The sequence below is a fragment of the Bacteroidia bacterium genome, assembly GCA_026932145.1.
GTDB lineage: Bacteria > Bacteroidota > Bacteroidia > J057 > JAIXKT01 > JAIXKT01.
The window spans coordinates 33,158-49,838 of the sequence record JAIXKT010000044.1 but is presented as its reverse complement, the minus strand read 5'-3'; the positions used below and the strand labels follow the sequence as shown (position 1 = coordinate 49,838).

At 39.0% G+C, this 16,681-nt stretch carries 14 protein-coding genes and 1 tRNA gene; 3 read left to right on the top strand and 12 right to left on the bottom strand.

Annotation, left to right across the window (positions count from 1 at the left end):
• Positions 1-23 precede the first annotated feature (23 nt).
• The gene (locus LC115_10095) at positions 24-1,484 is read right to left on the bottom strand and encodes a C1 family peptidase (protein ID MCZ2357015.1); all 1,461 of its coding nucleotides are present in this window, start codon (positions 1,482-1,484) and stop codon (positions 24-26) included.
• 250 nt (positions 1,485-1,734) lie between these two features.
• Between LC115_10095 and LC115_10090 the strand changes: the two genes are divergently transcribed.
• The gene (locus tag LC115_10090; GenBank protein ID MCZ2357014.1) at positions 1,735-2,124 is read left to right on the top strand and encodes a DUF3127 domain-containing protein; all 390 of its coding nucleotides are present in this window, start codon (positions 1,735-1,737) and stop codon (positions 2,122-2,124) included.
• A gap of 69 nt (positions 2,125-2,193) precedes the next feature.
• Positions 2,194-5,013, top strand: coding sequence for a hypothetical protein (locus LC115_10085; GenBank protein ID MCZ2357013.1), 2,820 nt, complete (start codon positions 2,194-2,196; stop codon positions 5,011-5,013).
• Between the two features lie 26 nt (positions 5,014-5,039).
• Here the strand turns inward: LC115_10085 and LC115_10080 are convergent, their stop codons facing one another.
• From LC115_10080 to LC115_10030, 11 genes are all read right to left on the bottom strand, one after another.
• Positions 5,040-6,311, bottom strand: a complete 1,272-nt coding sequence (locus tag LC115_10080) for an aspartate kinase (protein ID MCZ2357012.1) — start codon at positions 6,309-6,311, stop codon at positions 5,040-5,042.
• 93 nt (positions 6,312-6,404) lie between these two features.
• The gene (locus LC115_10075; GenBank protein ID MCZ2357011.1) at positions 6,405-7,574 is read right to left on the bottom strand and encodes an FtsW/RodA/SpoVE family cell cycle protein; all 1,170 of its coding nucleotides are present in this window, start codon (positions 7,572-7,574) and stop codon (positions 6,405-6,407) included.
• A gap of 134 nt (positions 7,575-7,708) precedes the next feature.
• The gene (locus LC115_10070) at positions 7,709-8,704 is read right to left on the bottom strand and encodes a glycosyltransferase family 9 protein (protein MCZ2357010.1); all 996 of its coding nucleotides are present in this window, start codon (positions 8,702-8,704) and stop codon (positions 7,709-7,711) included.
• 17 nt (positions 8,705-8,721) lie between these two features.
• Complete coding sequence (queG, locus tag LC115_10065; protein ID MCZ2357009.1) at positions 8,722-9,681, bottom strand: tRNA epoxyqueuosine(34) reductase QueG; 960 nt, start codon at positions 9,679-9,681, stop codon at positions 8,722-8,724.
• Between the two features lie 18 nt (positions 9,682-9,699).
• Positions 9,700-10,716 carry a tRNA (adenosine(37)-N6)-threonylcarbamoyltransferase complex transferase subunit TsaD gene (gene tsaD, locus LC115_10060; GenBank protein ID MCZ2357008.1) on the bottom strand — a complete coding sequence of 339 codons (1,017 nt, stop codon included), beginning with the start codon at positions 10,714-10,716 and terminating at the stop codon, positions 9,700-9,702.
• Positions 10,694-12,088, bottom strand: a complete 1,395-nt coding sequence (gene hisS, locus LC115_10055; protein MCZ2357007.1) for a histidine--tRNA ligase — start codon at positions 12,086-12,088, stop codon at positions 10,694-10,696. Before hisS ends, tsaD begins: the two co-directional genes overlap by 23 nt.
• A 19-nt stretch (positions 12,089-12,107) precedes the next feature.
• A tRNA-Arg gene (locus LC115_10050) sits at positions 12,108-12,179 on the bottom strand.
• A gap of 4 nt (positions 12,180-12,183) precedes the next feature.
• On the bottom strand, positions 12,184-12,999 hold the full coding sequence (locus LC115_10045) for an SDR family oxidoreductase (protein MCZ2357006.1): 816 nt from the start codon (positions 12,997-12,999) through the stop codon (positions 12,184-12,186).
• A gap of 270 nt (positions 13,000-13,269) precedes the next feature.
• Positions 13,270-14,838, bottom strand: coding sequence for a multidrug efflux MFS transporter (locus LC115_10040; protein MCZ2357005.1), 1,569 nt, complete (start codon positions 14,836-14,838; stop codon positions 13,270-13,272).
• 25 nt (positions 14,839-14,863) lie between these two features.
• Entirely contained in the window at positions 14,864-15,907 is a 1,044-nt protein-coding gene (locus LC115_10035; GenBank protein MCZ2357004.1) for an HlyD family secretion protein, read from the bottom strand.
• A gap of 2 nt (positions 15,908-15,909) precedes the next feature.
• The gene (locus LC115_10030; protein ID MCZ2357003.1) at positions 15,910-16,371 is read right to left on the bottom strand and encodes a MarR family transcriptional regulator; all 462 of its coding nucleotides are present in this window, start codon (positions 16,369-16,371) and stop codon (positions 15,910-15,912) included.
• Between the two features lie 91 nt (positions 16,372-16,462).
• Between LC115_10030 and LC115_10025 the strand changes: the two genes are divergently transcribed.
• Entirely contained in the window at positions 16,463-16,639 is a 177-nt protein-coding gene (locus LC115_10025) for a hypothetical protein (GenBank protein MCZ2357002.1), read from the top strand.
• Positions 16,640-16,681: the final 42 nt, after the last annotated feature.

Genomic DNA, 16,681 nt, shown 5'->3' with positions numbered 1-16,681 from the left:
TTAGAATTCGGGGGCTAAATTAATCACTTTTTTAAAATCTCAAAAACAATAGCGATAGTGTTTTTTGATGCTTTTTTTACAGAAATATCTACGGTTTCACCTGTTTGAACGGACCAATCATTTGCAGGGATCAGTATTGGTTTTAGGGCTTTGTTGATTTTATCAGCATAGTCTTTTCCGTTTATATCATTAATTTTTTTGTTTATTTCCTGAATATCAAGTTCTTCTAAGCTTAGGATAATTGCCATATAGTCTTTTTTCCCGATGTTATCTAACACAAGTGAATAATCACTGGGAAAAAGACGGGTTCCGGTTATTCCGCAGTAGGGAGAATGTTCTTGGGTGTATGGAAATAAGATGTAGCTACTTTCATTGGTTTCTTGGCCTAATACATAGGCATAGCAAGGCGTGGTATTGTTAATTTCTATTTTAAATTTAGTTTTGGCGGGGTAGTCATCTGTGGTAATAAAAATACCGGTTTTTTTTTGCTCTAACGAGATATATTCTTTCGTTTTGTTCCGCACAAGGCCACAAGATACTTTAAATAGTTGTTCGCTGGGAGCTATTTTAGAAGGTAGTGGAAAAAGCCCCCATGCTTCTATGCAGAAGTCATAAAAAGCTTTGTATGGCATCCAGAATATACCACTTTCACCAAATTCACTGCCCCAAGAGTTCATGATTTCAACGCTTCCGCCTTCTATGTTGTCATTATACCCAATCAGGCACATTGCGTGGCCGCCTAAGGCCGAGCGTTGTCTTTTTTTATATTTTTCAAGTTCTTTATAGTCATTTGGGGTTGGTTTCCAGATTTTTGAGCCGAATAAGTCGTCAAAAGTTCCTCCAACGGGTAAGGCTACTACAACGGGTGCTTTTTTAGCGATATTTTGCTTAATTGCGTCTAAGTCAATATCGAAGCTACTTCCTCGAGTAAGTCTATTGTAGCCGGCAATTTTAAATTCTTTGGCACTTTGTTTTTGTTGTTGGTTGGGAAGCCGGTCGCAATTATTGGGGTCATAGGGGAAGTCCTGCCAGCGAACGACTCCTTCTGACATCATTTTTTCCATTGCATCTTGAATATATGAACCTCCGCTGCAATCGCTCAAGCGAATTTGATTGTACAAAAATGCAGGGCTAAAAATCAGAGAATCCGGGCTTTTTCCTGTGGCGATACATTCTAAGATAGTTCTGGCTGCATAAGCAGAGGAAAACGCTACACAAGACCCCTGAGAACCTTGACTTACCCTGCGAGGTGCATATTCATGAAGGGAAGCGGATGCAGGTAGCCGATTCTTTTCGGATTCCTTAGATAATGGCTCAAAAATTTTAGCAAGTCTAAATTTAGCAGTATCCATAGAACATCCCTTAGTTACGGTTTCCTCATCTATATAACCCGTAGGATCTCCAGAATTGCCTTTATGCCCACAACTGGTAGCAAACAATATTATCCACAAAAGATAACTTAGTTCAAACTTAAATTTTAACATCTGTGTAGTTTTAAATGCAAGTTTACAAGAGTTTTAAAGATGTTTTATGATTGTGGTTCAGAAAGTATAATAAAAAGATTAGTAATCAGGGATAACTTCGTGGTTAAAGAAAACCATGATGCCATGATAGCAATAATGATATACCAATGAAATCATAGTTTTTATACTTTTTGAACCACGCCCCTAATTTTTACGCATAAAAATATTGTTATTCTAAGCTAAAAAGTGTGCATTTTTGTAGAAAAATAATATGAATATTGTAGGGAAAATTCATGCGATATTTGGAGAACAGCAAGTAAGTACTTCTTTTAAAAAGCGGGAGTTTGTTTTGATATGCGCAGATAACCCAATGTATCCTCAGTTTATTAAACTTGAGTTTACCCAAGAAAAATGCGCTCATTTAGATAAATTTAAGGTTGGAGATACCGTTGATGTGAGTTTTAACTTGAAGGGGCGCGAATGGAAAAATCCAAAGGGAGAGTTGGTCTATTTTAACACCTTAGATGCGTGGAGAATCGTTTCAGCATCTTCATCAAATGCTGAAGCATCGCCCCAGAATTTAGAAACAACTAATTATCAGCAGCCCCCCGGGTTCACTTCGCCTGCTACTACTGACGCTATTGACGATTTACCTTTTTGATAGGTAACTAATTTTTTCCAGTATAATTTTGCGTATGCCGTTTCAAAATCGGTTGTAGGGGATTGTTATATGCGTGTTTCAAAGTGGTTACGTTTTAAACGGCGTTTAGATGAGTCTTTTAATGGTACTCTAAGGCAACAGCTATCTAAAAAGATGGGATTACTGGGTAATATCTCTATGGCTCTGACTATCATTAGTATCCCTGTTCTTATTTTTGAAGAAATACATTTTAAAGAAACGATTCAGCAAGAAACTTTCTATGACTGGACATCTTCCATTCATTTTTTATTTTTAGTTGAATATCTCTTACGGATAATTTCCAGTTCCAAACCGGTACGGTATATCTTTTCGTTTTCCGGTTTAGTAGATTTTGCAGCTTTTGCGCCGCTATTTGTACCGCCTATTTTGATGTTAGTGCGAGGAACGCGGTTAGTTTCACTTGAATTTATTATTCTCAATATCACGATACTGCGTTTGGTACGTCTGCTAAAACTCTGGAGACCGTTGATATTTACGCTTATGCGTTATAGAGCGTTTAGAAACCTTGTTGCAGATATTCGCTTGAATCAAGTAGTTCGGAAAATTTTCTTAAAACATTTACAGATTACGGTACTATTTTCATCTGGGATAATTTTAATCGGTATTGGAATTATTTATTTGGTTGAGTTAGGGCATAGCTCCGAATTACGTAGTTTTTGGGACGTAGTTTGGTGGACAGCCCTAAGTTTAGTAGGGGCCGGTGATGGTACAGTTGTAGAGACTTTAACCGGCCGCTTTGTAATGTTGATGGTAATTATCGGTGGGGTAATTTTCTTTGGGAGCATTGCAGGTACAGTTACCACAATTATTCAAGATAAAATACATACTCTGCGGGTGGGAGGCGGGAAAATAACGGCTGTAGATACCATTGTTTTTTGCGGAATCTCACCAGACCTAAGCCGAATTTTTCATTTTATTCAGGAAAACTTCCGAAACTATCTGGCCACACCCCCGGAATTAATTTTAATTAACGAAACAATATCGCCGGAATACTTTGATTTAGGGAACATCAGTTTTGTAGCCGGAAGTGCTACTTTACCTCCTATTTTAGAGCGAGCTGCTATTCATACTGCCCGCAATATCTACATTCCGGTAGAGGTTTATAACGACCCATTACGCCAAGACTCTATGGTGCTCCAAAAGTTTATGGCAGTAATCGCAACATTGCTGGGAAATAAACTTCCGCAAGAAAAACAGGAGCAGCTTTGGGGTGAACTCTTGGATAGACCACCGGTTTCCATCACCTTAGAATTTCTTGGGATAGAACATCGGGCTCAGCCGGTAGTTCTGCTTAATACCTACTTTGACGGCCTCAAAAACTGCCCCGACAACCTGAAAAAACAGCTACAGCAACATATTCGCTTAGAAACCATTATCTTACCCAACTTTACCGGAATCTTGATTGCACAATCCCTGCGGGTGTATCTAAGTACCCGCGTGTTTGAGCAACTTATGCAGCTAAGTAATTTAAGCCACCCAGAAGGAACGGTCAGCATCTTCCCATTATTCAAACAACAATTTGATATTCAAGAACAATTACTAAGTTGGATAGGCTTTGAAAAGCAAGAACGCAGCTTTTTACTCAATGAAAACCAAATTTTAGACTTACACTTTTATTTATTTCATCAGGGACTTAATTTGATCGCTGTTTACCACAATTTTTACGCCGAAGATTCAAGCATAACCAACCATACCTATAATATCCGACCCTTGTATGCAGGAGCAGGTTTAATGAACTTTGACCCTAAGCAGGATGTTTTTATTGTTTTAGCGAGAAATCAATTTGAGGTAACTTTTTCTGAGGAAATTATAATCAACCACTTAGCAACGCCTTGGAAAAAGACGGTACAATTTCCGGATTCACGGTTAGCACGGCTGAAAAAAAATCCTATTATTCCTCAAAATGATGTTATTATCAATATTTTGCTGGGCTTTAATCAAGAGACAATCCCAATGCTCGAACGTTTAGCCTTAGATGAATTTAGAGATTTTACTTACCTATTTTATCACCCAGACTATCACGGTAAGTCGCTACAGGCAGCGCGCTCTTTTTTGGAAAACTATGGCGTTATTTTGTATCCAGACTATACCTCAATATTGGCCAATGATTGGGATAATATCCAGCCATTAGGTTGTTTTCAAAACACGGATTCGGATATAACCTACCGTATTCAGATAATTATCTGTAATTTACCTAATAATCAAGAACTTACTGATGAAGATTCTGATAGTTTGGCCTCTCAATTAGCTTTTCAGTCTCCCACTTTTGTTTATAATTTGCTACAAAAAGCGGGTGTTCAATCTACCAGACAGCGGCTTAAGCTGCACGTTGTTATAGAAACCTACAATAAATCGCGGGAAGTTGTGATTTCCGGCTTCATTAAGCGAACTTTATCTGAATATCAAGATAGAATGGAAGTTCGCTTTGATTTTTATAATCGAATAGACTTTTTTTCAAGGCTCAAAGCCTTTGTTATTCAGCAGCCCGGCTTATCAAATGTATTACGTAAAATCATGATAAACAAGCCGGAAGAAGCTAAGCAGGGTTTAAATCTGTATATCGTTCCCTATTCTGTTGAGTTAATTCACGAAAAAAATCCCGATGTTGTATATGCAAACTTAATGCAGCAAAATATAATTCCGGTTGGGTTTGTGCGGGATTATGGTTCTTTGGAAACAGAGCCAACGCCTATCTTCTTTGAGTCATACCAGCCCAATTCGGAGGTCTCCTACAAATCTTCATGGGTTGATTTTGTGGCTAAACAACCATGCGATAATTGCCGCTTGATAATTTTAACGTGGAGTTTTTTAAATTCTAAAATCCATCTGAATTTACCCGATTCAGCATAGGCAGAAAAACTTAAATATTCATTACTTTATTCTTCTTGCAAAACAATAACTAATTTATTATCAATTAGCTGCTTAGCTATCATCTTTTGGGCTGGGCTAAATTCTGTTTGTTCATTGTGAATAGTTATGGCAGAAACCGGCGACCAAATGGTTATGTCGTATAAATCCATCGTTTGTTCGCGTAGTTTTTGAATGTCGTTTGGTCTATTTTCGATACAGAGTAATAAGGTTCTGGCTTGATGCTGTATAAAGGTTATGGTAAAGTTAAGCTCGGAAACATTGGCTGTTATTTCCAATAAATTTTTATTTGTAAGATAGTTAAAGTCTTTGATAGTAAACTGGATAGCGGCTAAGTTCGTTTTTTTTAATTTAATGGGAAGGTGATGCAGGTAGGGGAAATTTCCGATAATTGTTCCGGCGTTCTTGGTATCTAAGAAAGAGCGCACTTGTAGTGGGATGTTTTTTTGAAACAAAGGCTTCAGGGTTTTGGGGTGCAAAACAGACGCTCCGGCGTAAGTCATCTCAATAGCTTGTTCATAGCTTAGTGCCGAAATTAGGCTTGGGCTATCAAAAAAGCGAGGATCTTGGGTTAAAACACCCAAAACGTCTTTCCAAACAATTACTTTCCGGGCATTTAAAGATGCTGCGATGATGGCGGCACTATAATCCGAACCTTCTCTACCTAAGGTCGTGGTTTTTCCTTCTGTATTGGCAGCAATATATCCCTGCGTTAAAATGTAGCCTGATGATAATAAACTACTTATTTTCTGTTGGATATATTTTTCCGTTAAACTCCAGATTACATCTGACTGGCCTATCTGCGAATCTGTAATGATTATTTCCCGAGAATCTACCCAAGTAATACTGAGCTGCTGAGCTGCCAGATATTCATACACAATGATGCTTGAAAAAAGCTCCCCAAAACTCATAATCCGGTCATGGGTTCTATCTGGAAAATCTCCTAACAAAAGAACTCCAGCTATAATCTGCTCAAGATCTTTAAATAAGACAGATAGCTTTTCAACCGTATTAAAATAAAGTTTTTCGTTAAATAATTCATTAACTATCTGATTATGAAATTCTTTTATTTTTTTAAACTGCCTTTGAGTTTGATTGGAGTCAAGGTTTTTAGCATATCTTGCTAACCTTTCAAGATGATTTGTAGTTTTATCAATGGCAGAAACTACGATAACGGTATTTTTTGCGGGTAATTCTTGAATGATTTGAGCTATCCGGCGAATATAAGTGGCATTTTTTAGGGCGGCTCCTCCAAACTTGTGTATTGTTAGCTCTTGCATTATCTGACAAAAGTAGTTAGTTTATAAAGAATCTTTCAACAGTAGTAAAAAACACTAAACCAGAATAACTAATTTATTATCAATATGTTTTGTTTAAGCAGGCACTGGTGTAACTTCGGGCACTTCTTGTTTTTCTTGAATAGCCCTGCGGCTTACGCTTAGGATAATCCCAAAAGAAATTCCGGTGAATATTAAAGACGTTCCTCCCATACTCACCATAGGCAGTGGCAGGCCGGTAACCGGCAGCAGCCCAACCGCAACGCCCATATTTATCAACGCTTGAATAACGATCAAAAAAGACAACCCTGCGGCCAGCAAAGCCCCAAAGGTTTTACTGACCGTAACAATGGCTACACTTCGTATCAGTATCGTTAAATACAACAGTAACAACCCGCCGCCACCTAAAATCAGCCCATATTCTTCGATGATAATTGCAAAAACAAAATCTGAATACGGATGCGGTAAGAAGTTTCTTTGTTGGCTTTTGCCAATACCTTTTCCCATCACGCCGCCGGAGGCAATCGCAATATTTGCCTGCTGTGTTTGATAGTTGGGTTCATATTCCGGATCCATATAGCGCCCTACATAATCATGCAAACGGTTTTGCCACGTCTTACCACGTTTTACAGTAAACATCAACACTGTAACACCAATTAAACCAATAATTAACAGCCCCAAAATATGCCGAGTACTAACTCCTGCCACATACATAATAAGCAAACTTGTTGAAAAAATAAGTACTGCTGTGCTTAGGTTCGCAGGAGCTATCAAACCACAAATAATGCACACCCAAAAAATAATGGGCAAAAAACCTCTCCTAAAATCTTTGATAATATCCTGTTTCTCGGTAAGTATGCGGGCTAAAAATATCATCAAACTCAATTTTGCTAAGTCAGAAGGCTGAAAAGATTGCCCAAAAAGAGAAATCCAGCGATTTGCCTCATGTATTTCCGCTTTTTCACCCTGCGACAACGTATAGACCAGCAAGATTATCGTGATAAACAATAGTAAATAACCAAAGCGAGCAAAAACACGATAGTCAAATTTATGGACAAAATACATCACAACCCAAGCTATAAACATCAAAGTTAGATGCTTCGTAAGGTAGTACTCCGCATGGCCGTCCCTAAAACGTAAAGCTAATTCACTCGTAGAACTATAAACAGCTAAAGCTGATATGGCAGATAGCAACAATATAGACAGCCAAATTCCTCTATCGCCCTCCAATTTATTGAGTAAGTTCCTTGTCCAACGCGAAATCATACTGCAAAACTATCTCTTAGCTTACTCTGTTGTGCCAAAAAGTTATGACGAATCCTCAAATCGCCACCCAAAAGAATATGTGGAAATTAACAACGGCTACAATAGCGAGCTTGGTACAAAAGCAAAAGAAACGGCTACTGATACTGTATTTCTTGGATAGGAAGTTCATAGCCGCAGCGGAAATGCTTTAACGGGCACTTTGAATGCCCGTGAAGCCCGCAAGGACGGCAATCGAGATTCTTAACCTCAATTATTTGTGAATTTTCTGCTAAGGGACCGAAACCAAACTTGGGAATAGTTGAACAAAATAAAGATACTGTGGGAACATTGGCCGCCGAAGCTAAATGTAGCGGCGCACTGTCGTTTACAAAAACCTGACGCGCACCTTTCAGCAGCAAATAAGACTCTATCAAAGAAATTTTCCCCGCTAAAGATATTCCATTGGGGTGAGCTTGGGCTAATTCCAAACAAAATTCCGCGTCATTGGGAGCACCAATCAGATAAACAGTACTATCAGCAGGTAGTTTTGCCAGAATATTTTTCCAAATGACAAGAGGGGTTTGCTTGGTAAACCAAACCGATGCCGGAGCTATCACATAGTAAGGCGTTTGGTCAGTGTAAGGCTTCATTTTTTCAGATTCCTGAGAAGCAGCCACTAAATAGGGACGTGCAAAACCTTCGGTAAATCCCGAAGGTAAAAAAGAGGTCAATAATGAGTTATTTCGCTCTACTTCATGGATTCCGGTTAGCTCGTGTGGATACGTGTTTGTATAGAAAATAGATAAAGGATTAGCAGAAAAACACACCCGTTTGTCAGTACGTGCCATCAGCCCCAGCCAACCGGCAGAAAAAAAACGCTGAACTACAATCACTCCGGTATAACGCTCCCTGAATAACTGAAAACCTAACCGGATTAAATTGAATAACTTACGTTTCTTTTTGTCCCAAATCCATAACCGAGTGATATTAGTATCGGCTTGCAATAACGATTCATTTCCTTTGCGAACCACAACTTCTATTTGTGCATTAGGATAAGCCTGCTTCAGCCTTTGAATAGATGCTGTGATTAAAATAACATCCCCAATAAAAGCTGTTTGAATAATCAAAAACCGTAACGTATTCTTTTGCATAGAGTGGAAATTTTTCGTCAATCTATGTTCGGTTGTTGGGTAGATTTAACAGCCAAGTCTATGTTGCTAACCCACTTGGGAAGCCGTACTCTGGAAATAGGGCTTATTTGAGTTCGCTTATAAAATTGAGACTTAGTGAGCTGTGATGTAATTAAAGGATTTTTAAATTCAGATAGGATAGATAATGGCTCAAACTCTGCTATTGTATGCAAAGTAGCAAAAGAATTCCAGGGGCATACTTCCTGACAAATATCGCAGCCAAAAGCCCAGCCCTTTAATTTTTCAGAAAGTTCCGAAGAAATATCCTCTTTTTTTTCAATGGTTAGATAGGAAATACATTGGTTAGCATCAACTTGATAGGGAGATATTGCCTGAGTGGGGCAAGCATCTATGCAGCGGGTACACTGGCCGCAGTAGTCTTTAGACACAGTATTATCCGGTTCTAAGGGCAGGTCTATCAGCAACGCACCGATGAAGAACCATGAACCGGATTTGCGACGAATCAATATTGTATTTTTTCCAATCCAGCCCAAACCGGCACGAACCGCCCAAACCTTATCCATAAATGGCGCTGAATCTACCACAATTCTGCCGGCTACTGACTTCCCAACGGAACTTTCAATGAACGATAATACCTGCTGAAACTTAGCCCGAATCACATAGTGATAATCTTTTCCCCAAGCGTAGCGAGATATGCGAGGCACTTCTAAGAGTGAATGGTTATTTCCCCCAAAGTAATTAACTAAGCCAACAATTATCGTTTTTGCCTCCGGTAGCAGCAACAGTGGGTTCGTGCGAATGTCAAATGTATTTTGCATCCAAGCCATATCTGCGTGTTTTTCATTCATAAGCCAGTATTCTAAACGTTTGGCCTCTGTATCTAAGGGTTCGGCACGGGCAAAACCAACAGCCTCAAAACCTATTGATAACGCATAGTTGCGGATTTTTTCCCGAATATTATTGAGTTGAAGATTCAAGTTTGTAAAACAATTTAACTACCGACTAAACGAACTTCCCATACTTGAATAAGGAACTAAGGTCTGGTTAGAAAAGGTTCCTTGCAAATATTGATAATGAGCAGCAAGGGCTATCATGGCGGCGTTATCAGAGCACACATTGGGGGAAGCAATGGAATAAAGCCAACTTTCTTTTTGGCAAATATCAGTAACTGCTTTTCGCAGGGCAGAATTTGCAGCAACTCCACCGGAAAGACCGATATGTTTTATAGACAATGTCCGCGCAGCCTTAGTAAGTTGTGATACCAATTGTTTCACAACCGCACTCTGAAAAGAGGCACATATATCATAAATATTTTGATTGATAAAATCTGGGTTTTGGGATAATTTTTCTTTCAGGAAATACAACAAAGCTGTTTTTAATCCACTAAAAGTATATTCAAAATTAGGAAGTTGTGAAACAGGAAAGGTAAATCGTTCTGGATTTCCGGTTTGGGCATACCGGTCAATGCTTGGTCCGCCGGGGTAAGGAAGGCTTAAAAGTTTTGCAGCCTTATCAAAGACTTCGCCGGCAGCGTCATCTCTGGTTTGGGAGATAACCTCAGCCTTTAAAGGCTCATGAACCAATACCAATTGCGTATGCCCACCGGATACGGTTAAACAGAGCATCGGAAAAACGGGTTTCGGCTGGTTGATAAACAGGGAGCAATAATGACCTTGCAAATGATTAACAGCAATAAGTGGTTTTGCTAACGCGAGTGCTAATCCTTTGGCAAAGGAAACGCCTACCAGCAATGAGCCTAACAGCCCCGGGCCGGCAGTGCAAGCTACTGCATCTAAGTCAGCAGGTTTGATTTTGGCTGTTTCGCAGGCCAAACGCGCTAAGGGTGTAATTTGCTGCTGGTGAATGCGCGAAGCTAACTCCGGTAGAACGCCTCCGTAAGACGTATGCGCCTGCGCCTGAGATGAAACAAAGGATGCCAGAATCTTCCCCCCACAGCACACAGCAATCGCAGTATCATCACAAGAAGATTCAATGGCTAATATCTTGGGCATACAATACTTCTTGAAAGTATGAAATGGCCTGCTTCATCCCAATAACTATTTGACTGCCATTTTTTAGATTTTTGATGACCACGTTATTGTTCTGTCTTTCTGTTTCTCCAATAACGCAGACATGGCTGATTTGTTTTTTATCTGCATAATTAAATTGTTTCGTTAATTTAATGGGTTCTGGAAACATTTCGGCACAAATTCCGGCGGAGCGTAAGGAGTTTAATAATGAAATTTGGGCTGATAGAGATTCGGCTTCAAAATAAGTAATCAGTACTTGGGTGAATGTGTGGCATTTTTCCGGAAAAAGATTTAGTTCTTGCAAAACGTCATAGATTCGGTCTGCTCCAAAGGATATTCCCACGCCGGATATTCCGGGTAGGCCAAAAACACCGGTTAGGTTGTCATATCTTCCGCCTCCACCGATGCTTCCGATAATCACTTCATCAGCCGTTACTTCAAAAATACATCCGGTGTAGTAGTTTAGCCCACGCGCCAGAAGCGGTGAAAACAAAATACGCTTACAGCTTACTGAAAAGGTTTCGAGGTGTTTAAAGACTTCGGTTAGCTCATTAATTCCGCGTTTTCCTTCTTCTGTATTTTCAACAAATTCAGCAATTTGGGTTAATGAAATGCCGGTATTGATACTTTGCTCTAAGAGTGGAGTTAATTTTTCTAAACTACTTTCAGAAAAATTTCGTGATTGAAGTTCTTGGAGTACTTTAGCTATGCCGATTTTATCGATTTTGTCCAAGATGGTGCAAAGTTCTGTTAAGCGTTCAGGAGTGCCGATAGCTTCTGCTATTCCGCTTAAAATTCCCCGATGGTTGATGTGAATGGTGAATTTTTTTAAGCCAAGTTTTTGGAATGCAAATTCATACAATTTAATTAATTCGGCATCTACGATTAGGGATTTAGTGCCCACAACATCGGCATCACATTGATAGAACTCTCTATATCTTCCTTTTTGGGGATTATCGGCACGCCAAACGGGCTGAATCTGGTATCTTTTGAAGGGTAAGAGAAGTTCGTTTTTGTGGGTAGCAACAACTCTGGCAAAAGGTACTGTTAAGTCATAGCGTAATGCTTTTTCGCACAGTTTTGTAGCTAATAAGGCCGAAGATTGCTCCCAATCTGCTGGGGCGATTTCTTTTTTGTAGTCTCCGGAGTTTAGGATTTTAAAAATCAAACGGTCTCCCTCTTCGCCGTATTTTCCGGTTAATACAGATAGGAGTTCCATAGACGGGGTTTCTAAGGGTTCGTAGCCAAATTTCTGAAAAACGTCGCGTAGCGTATTGAATATAAATTGCCTACGGTACATTACTTCGGGTAAAAAATCCCTCGTTCCGCGAGGTATGCCAATCTTTTCGGCCATTGGTAAATAAAAAATGGTGCAGCGCCGACAGGAATCGAACCTGTATCAAAAGTTTAGGAAACTTCTATTCTATCCATTGAACTACGGCGCCCAAGCTATTCTGTGGGTAATGCTTCTAAGACTTCTTCGGTTACACCAACCATAGAGAAGCCTCCATCGTGATAAAGATTCTGCATGGTTACTTTACGAGTCAAGTCAGAAAACAAAGAAATTACGTAATCTGCACATTCAGAGGCAGTTGCATTTCCCAATGGGGACATTTTTTCGGCATATAATATCATTTTATCAAACCCTGAAACACCTGATCCGGCTGTTGTGGGTGTGGGAGACTGGGATATGGTATTTACCCGAACTTTTTTGAGCCTCCCTAAATGATACCCAAAACTGCGGGCAATGGATTCTAATAATGCCTTAGATTCAGCCATGTCGTTGTATTTGCCGAAGGTACGTTGAGCTGCTAAATAAGACAGAGCCACTACTGATGCCCATTCATTAAACACATCTTGCTGCAGTGCTGCCTGCAAAATCCGGTGAAATGATATTGCGGAAATATCATACGTTCTGTGTAGAAAGTCATAGTTTAAATCTGTATAAGGGCGGTTTTTTCGGACATTTAAAGACATCCCGATAGAATGCAGCAAAAAATCAATCTTTCCGAAACGCTCCTTAGCCGTCTGGATAAGTTTATCTACATCATCTTGCACAGAAACATCGCAAGGGACTATTTCTGAATTAGTTTGCTCGGATAAATCCCGCAAAGATCCAAAACGCAGAGCTACCGGTGCGTTGGTCAAGATAAAGGTAGCACCTTCTTCGCGTGCACGCAAGGCAACTTGCCACGCAATAGAACCGGGATCTAATGCACCCGTTATTATTCCTGTTTTTCCCGCTAATAGATTGTATCCTGCCATAAAACCAACTCAAAACAAGACTCGACAAGTCCGCCGCAAAGTTAATTGTATTTGTGATAGCAGCTCAAAATATATCGCAGCTAAAAACAAGGTTATATCGGTTATAGTTCAGAAATCAATCTTGTCCGAAACAATGCCTTAGGCGATTGATAATCAACTCGTTTTAAAGAACAACCATCCCATTTTAAAAGTACTTATATTTTGCTCATTTTCAATAAGATACAAATGTTTTTAAAAAACGTTTAGGACAGTATTGCTTCATAATCTCTATTATTCGGCAAAGTGTAATTCTATATTTGGCTTTTCTGGTTTCTTCTTGCCTTTGTAATTAAATAATAATAACAGCGGTAAACAAGCCATAAAGAAAATGCCGACCAATAAAAAAGCATCATTGTAGGCAAGTATCATAGCTTGTTTGGCAACAGTTCCTTTTATCATTATCAATGCTTTGCTTTGAGCCAGATTGTAAGAATCTCCTTTGGACATGAGCAAGGCGGTAATACCTTGCAAACGCTCAATTGTGGCCTGGTTAAAAGATGTAACACTTTCTGATAAACGGCTGATGTGAAATACGGAACGTGTACTTAGAAAAGTAGTCATGATAGCGATTCCAAAAGAGCCTCCTAATTGCCGTACCATATTGGTAAGTGCTGTACCTTGTGGCATATCGCGGTTATCCAAATCATAAACCGTAATTGTAGTTAAGGGAATAAATAATAATCCCATTCCCACACCACGAATAATTAAAGGGATAAAAAAATCATTTTCTCCTGTATTTAAGGTCATTCCGGAGAGCATCCACACAAAAACAATAAACGAACCAAAACCTATACCAGCCAATAGTACCGGGGAAACTTTTCCACCTTTCATCAGTTGCCCTACAACGGGCATAGCAAAGGCTGAGGCAATACTTCCCGGCATTAGCAACCAGCCGGTTTGTTCGGCTGTATAACCCAGCATACTTTGGCAAAATACCGGAATAATAAACACCGAAGCAAATAAACCAAAGCCCTGAACGAAACCAAAAAATGTTCCAATAGCAAAGCGAGAATGTTTTAATAAGCGAAGGTTTAAAATAGGATACTCTACGGTAAGTTGCCTCCAAATAAAGATACCGCCACCTATTACAGAAATAAGTGTTAATACCGTGATGTATGAAGTGTCAAACCAATCTTCGCTTTCTCCTTTTTCTAAAACAATTTGAATAGCAGCAATTGCCGAGATGAGCAATACCAATGCAAGCCAGTCCATTTTACCGGTTTTAATCGTTTCCTGTGGATCTTTTATAAAAAGCAGGGACAAAACAGTAGCTATAATACCAAAAGGAATATTAATAAAAAACACCCAGTGCCAAGATAGATGATCGGTAATATACCCCCCTAAAGTTGGTCCTATTGTTGGTCCTATAATTACACCCAAGCCAAATATGGCATTAGCCATTCCAATGTCTTCGCGTGGAAAAGTTTGTATTAAAATAGCCTGTGCTGTTGACATAAGCCCTCCACCACCAATGCCTTGTAATACCCGAAAAGCCACAAGCTCCCATACATTAGTGGCTGTGCCGCAAAAAATAGAACCTAAGGTAAACACGATAATAGAAGCCGTAAAATAATTTCTTCGTCCTAATTTGGCACTCAGCCAGCCCGAAAGGGTTATCATAACAACATTGGCAGCAGCATAAGCCGTTACTACCCAGCTTATATCGCCCAATGTAGCTCCTAAATTTCCCATCATTTGAGTAAGGGTAACATTTACAATGGAGGTATCTATGAGTTGCAGCATAGAGGCTGATACCACGGTAAAAATAATAACCCATTTATCAAAAGAAATACGTTGCATAAAATACTTTTGAAGTTAGGCGGGCTTAGGAGTTGATGTTTACTTTAACATAAATACTCATACCCGGCTTCAGTTTTTTATAAAGTTCATTGTTTTTATCCAGTAAAATTTTTACCGGAATACGTTGCACCACTTTCACGAAATTACCCGTAGCGTTATCGGGAGGCAATAAGGAAAACTTAGCTCCTGTAGCTCCCGAAAAAGACTCAATTGTTGCAGAAATTTTTCCTTTAAAAGCATCTGGTTCTACTTCTACCGTTTGCCCTATTTTCATCTTGACCAATTGGGTTTCCTTAAAATTAGCCACTACCCACAAACTATCGGTAACTATAGCACACAGGTTTTGTGATGCCTGAATTAACTGGCCTTCCTGCACACTTTTTTTGGAAACAATTCCATCGGTAGATGCCAGAATATAAGAATAAGAAAGTATTAGCTGGGCATACTCTAAATCGTTTTTTCTTTGGTTTACGATGCTTTCGGCTACCTTAATCTGTTCTTTAACAGCTCCTGAGCGCCGTATAGACTCATTGGTTTGGTCGTTGGAACTTTGTAGTTGTTTTTCTAAAGCCTCTTTGTCGGCTTTAGCTTTATCATATTGCTGTTGTGTGGTTGCATTTTCTGCCAGTAAATTAGCATAACGTTTCAGTTCTTTTTCGGCGTAAGCAAGTCGTATTTTTAGTTCTTCATTTTTTGATTGACAGGTGTTTGTGCCGGCATGGCTGGCAATGGCATTAGCTTTTGCTACATCAAGTGAAGCTATAGCATTTTGCAGGGCCGATTGTGCCTGTTCTACCTTTATTTTAAGTTCTCGGTTATCCAGCAATATAAGTGTGTCGCCTTTTTTTACGGGTTGGTTCTCTTTAAACCGTATTTCATTGATATATCCTGAAACTCGGGCAGAAATTGGGGTAATATCAGTTTCTACCTGAGCATCATCGGTGGTTTCATAGTTTTGCATATCGCGGATTTTAGAGAAGCCGGCAAATAGCCCTGCCAGTAAGATTAAAGCAATGATAATACGCCCAATTATTTTTCCGTTCTTTTTTTTCGTTGTATTATTTTCCATTTTCAGGATTTCTTGATTCTTATGTTTACTTTATTGTTGGGGAGTTTTCTTAGATTTTTGTCAATCCGTTCAACTACTTTATAAAATTCATCAATCTGATTTTTTGTCAATCCGTTTGTTGCTGCTTTATGAATATCCTGAAATGCTTCTTTGATTTCAGGAATAACCTTTTGGGCTTTCTCAGTTAAACAAAGGTGATATTCTCTTCGGTCATTTGGGTTTTGTTCTCTATTCAGATAACCTTTTTGGGCCAGATAATCTACCATTTTTACCATAGTTACTTTATCTAATTCTAATTGATTTGCAACCTCTTGTTGTGTAATTTTATTTTCTGATTTATCAATAGTAAGTAATACATGAAAGTATCTTTCAATATCAAGGTGCTCCAACTTTTTACTGATAACACCGGCATAAAGTTTCGTTAATTGTGCTAAATGCCGTCCTACTGATAGTCTTTCTTCCATTACTAAAATGAGATTGAAAGTTAGAGCGCAAAGATAGTTAGATATGCAAACAGTTAATGCTATTAACTATATTAAAAATTGAATTGAAAAAATGGAGATTAGTATTACTTGTGCTCCACCTGCCGGAAATAATTCTTTGTTTAGAAAACAAAAAAACGTAAACAACTCATTACAAGTTAGAAACAGAATATTTGTCAGGAATATCACGCGCTTTTCTGAGAAACAAGAAACCCATGATACCTTGATTGCAATAATAATTCACCAATGAAATCACAGCTTTCTGAGCTCCCCGTATTTTTAATCGCGTTCA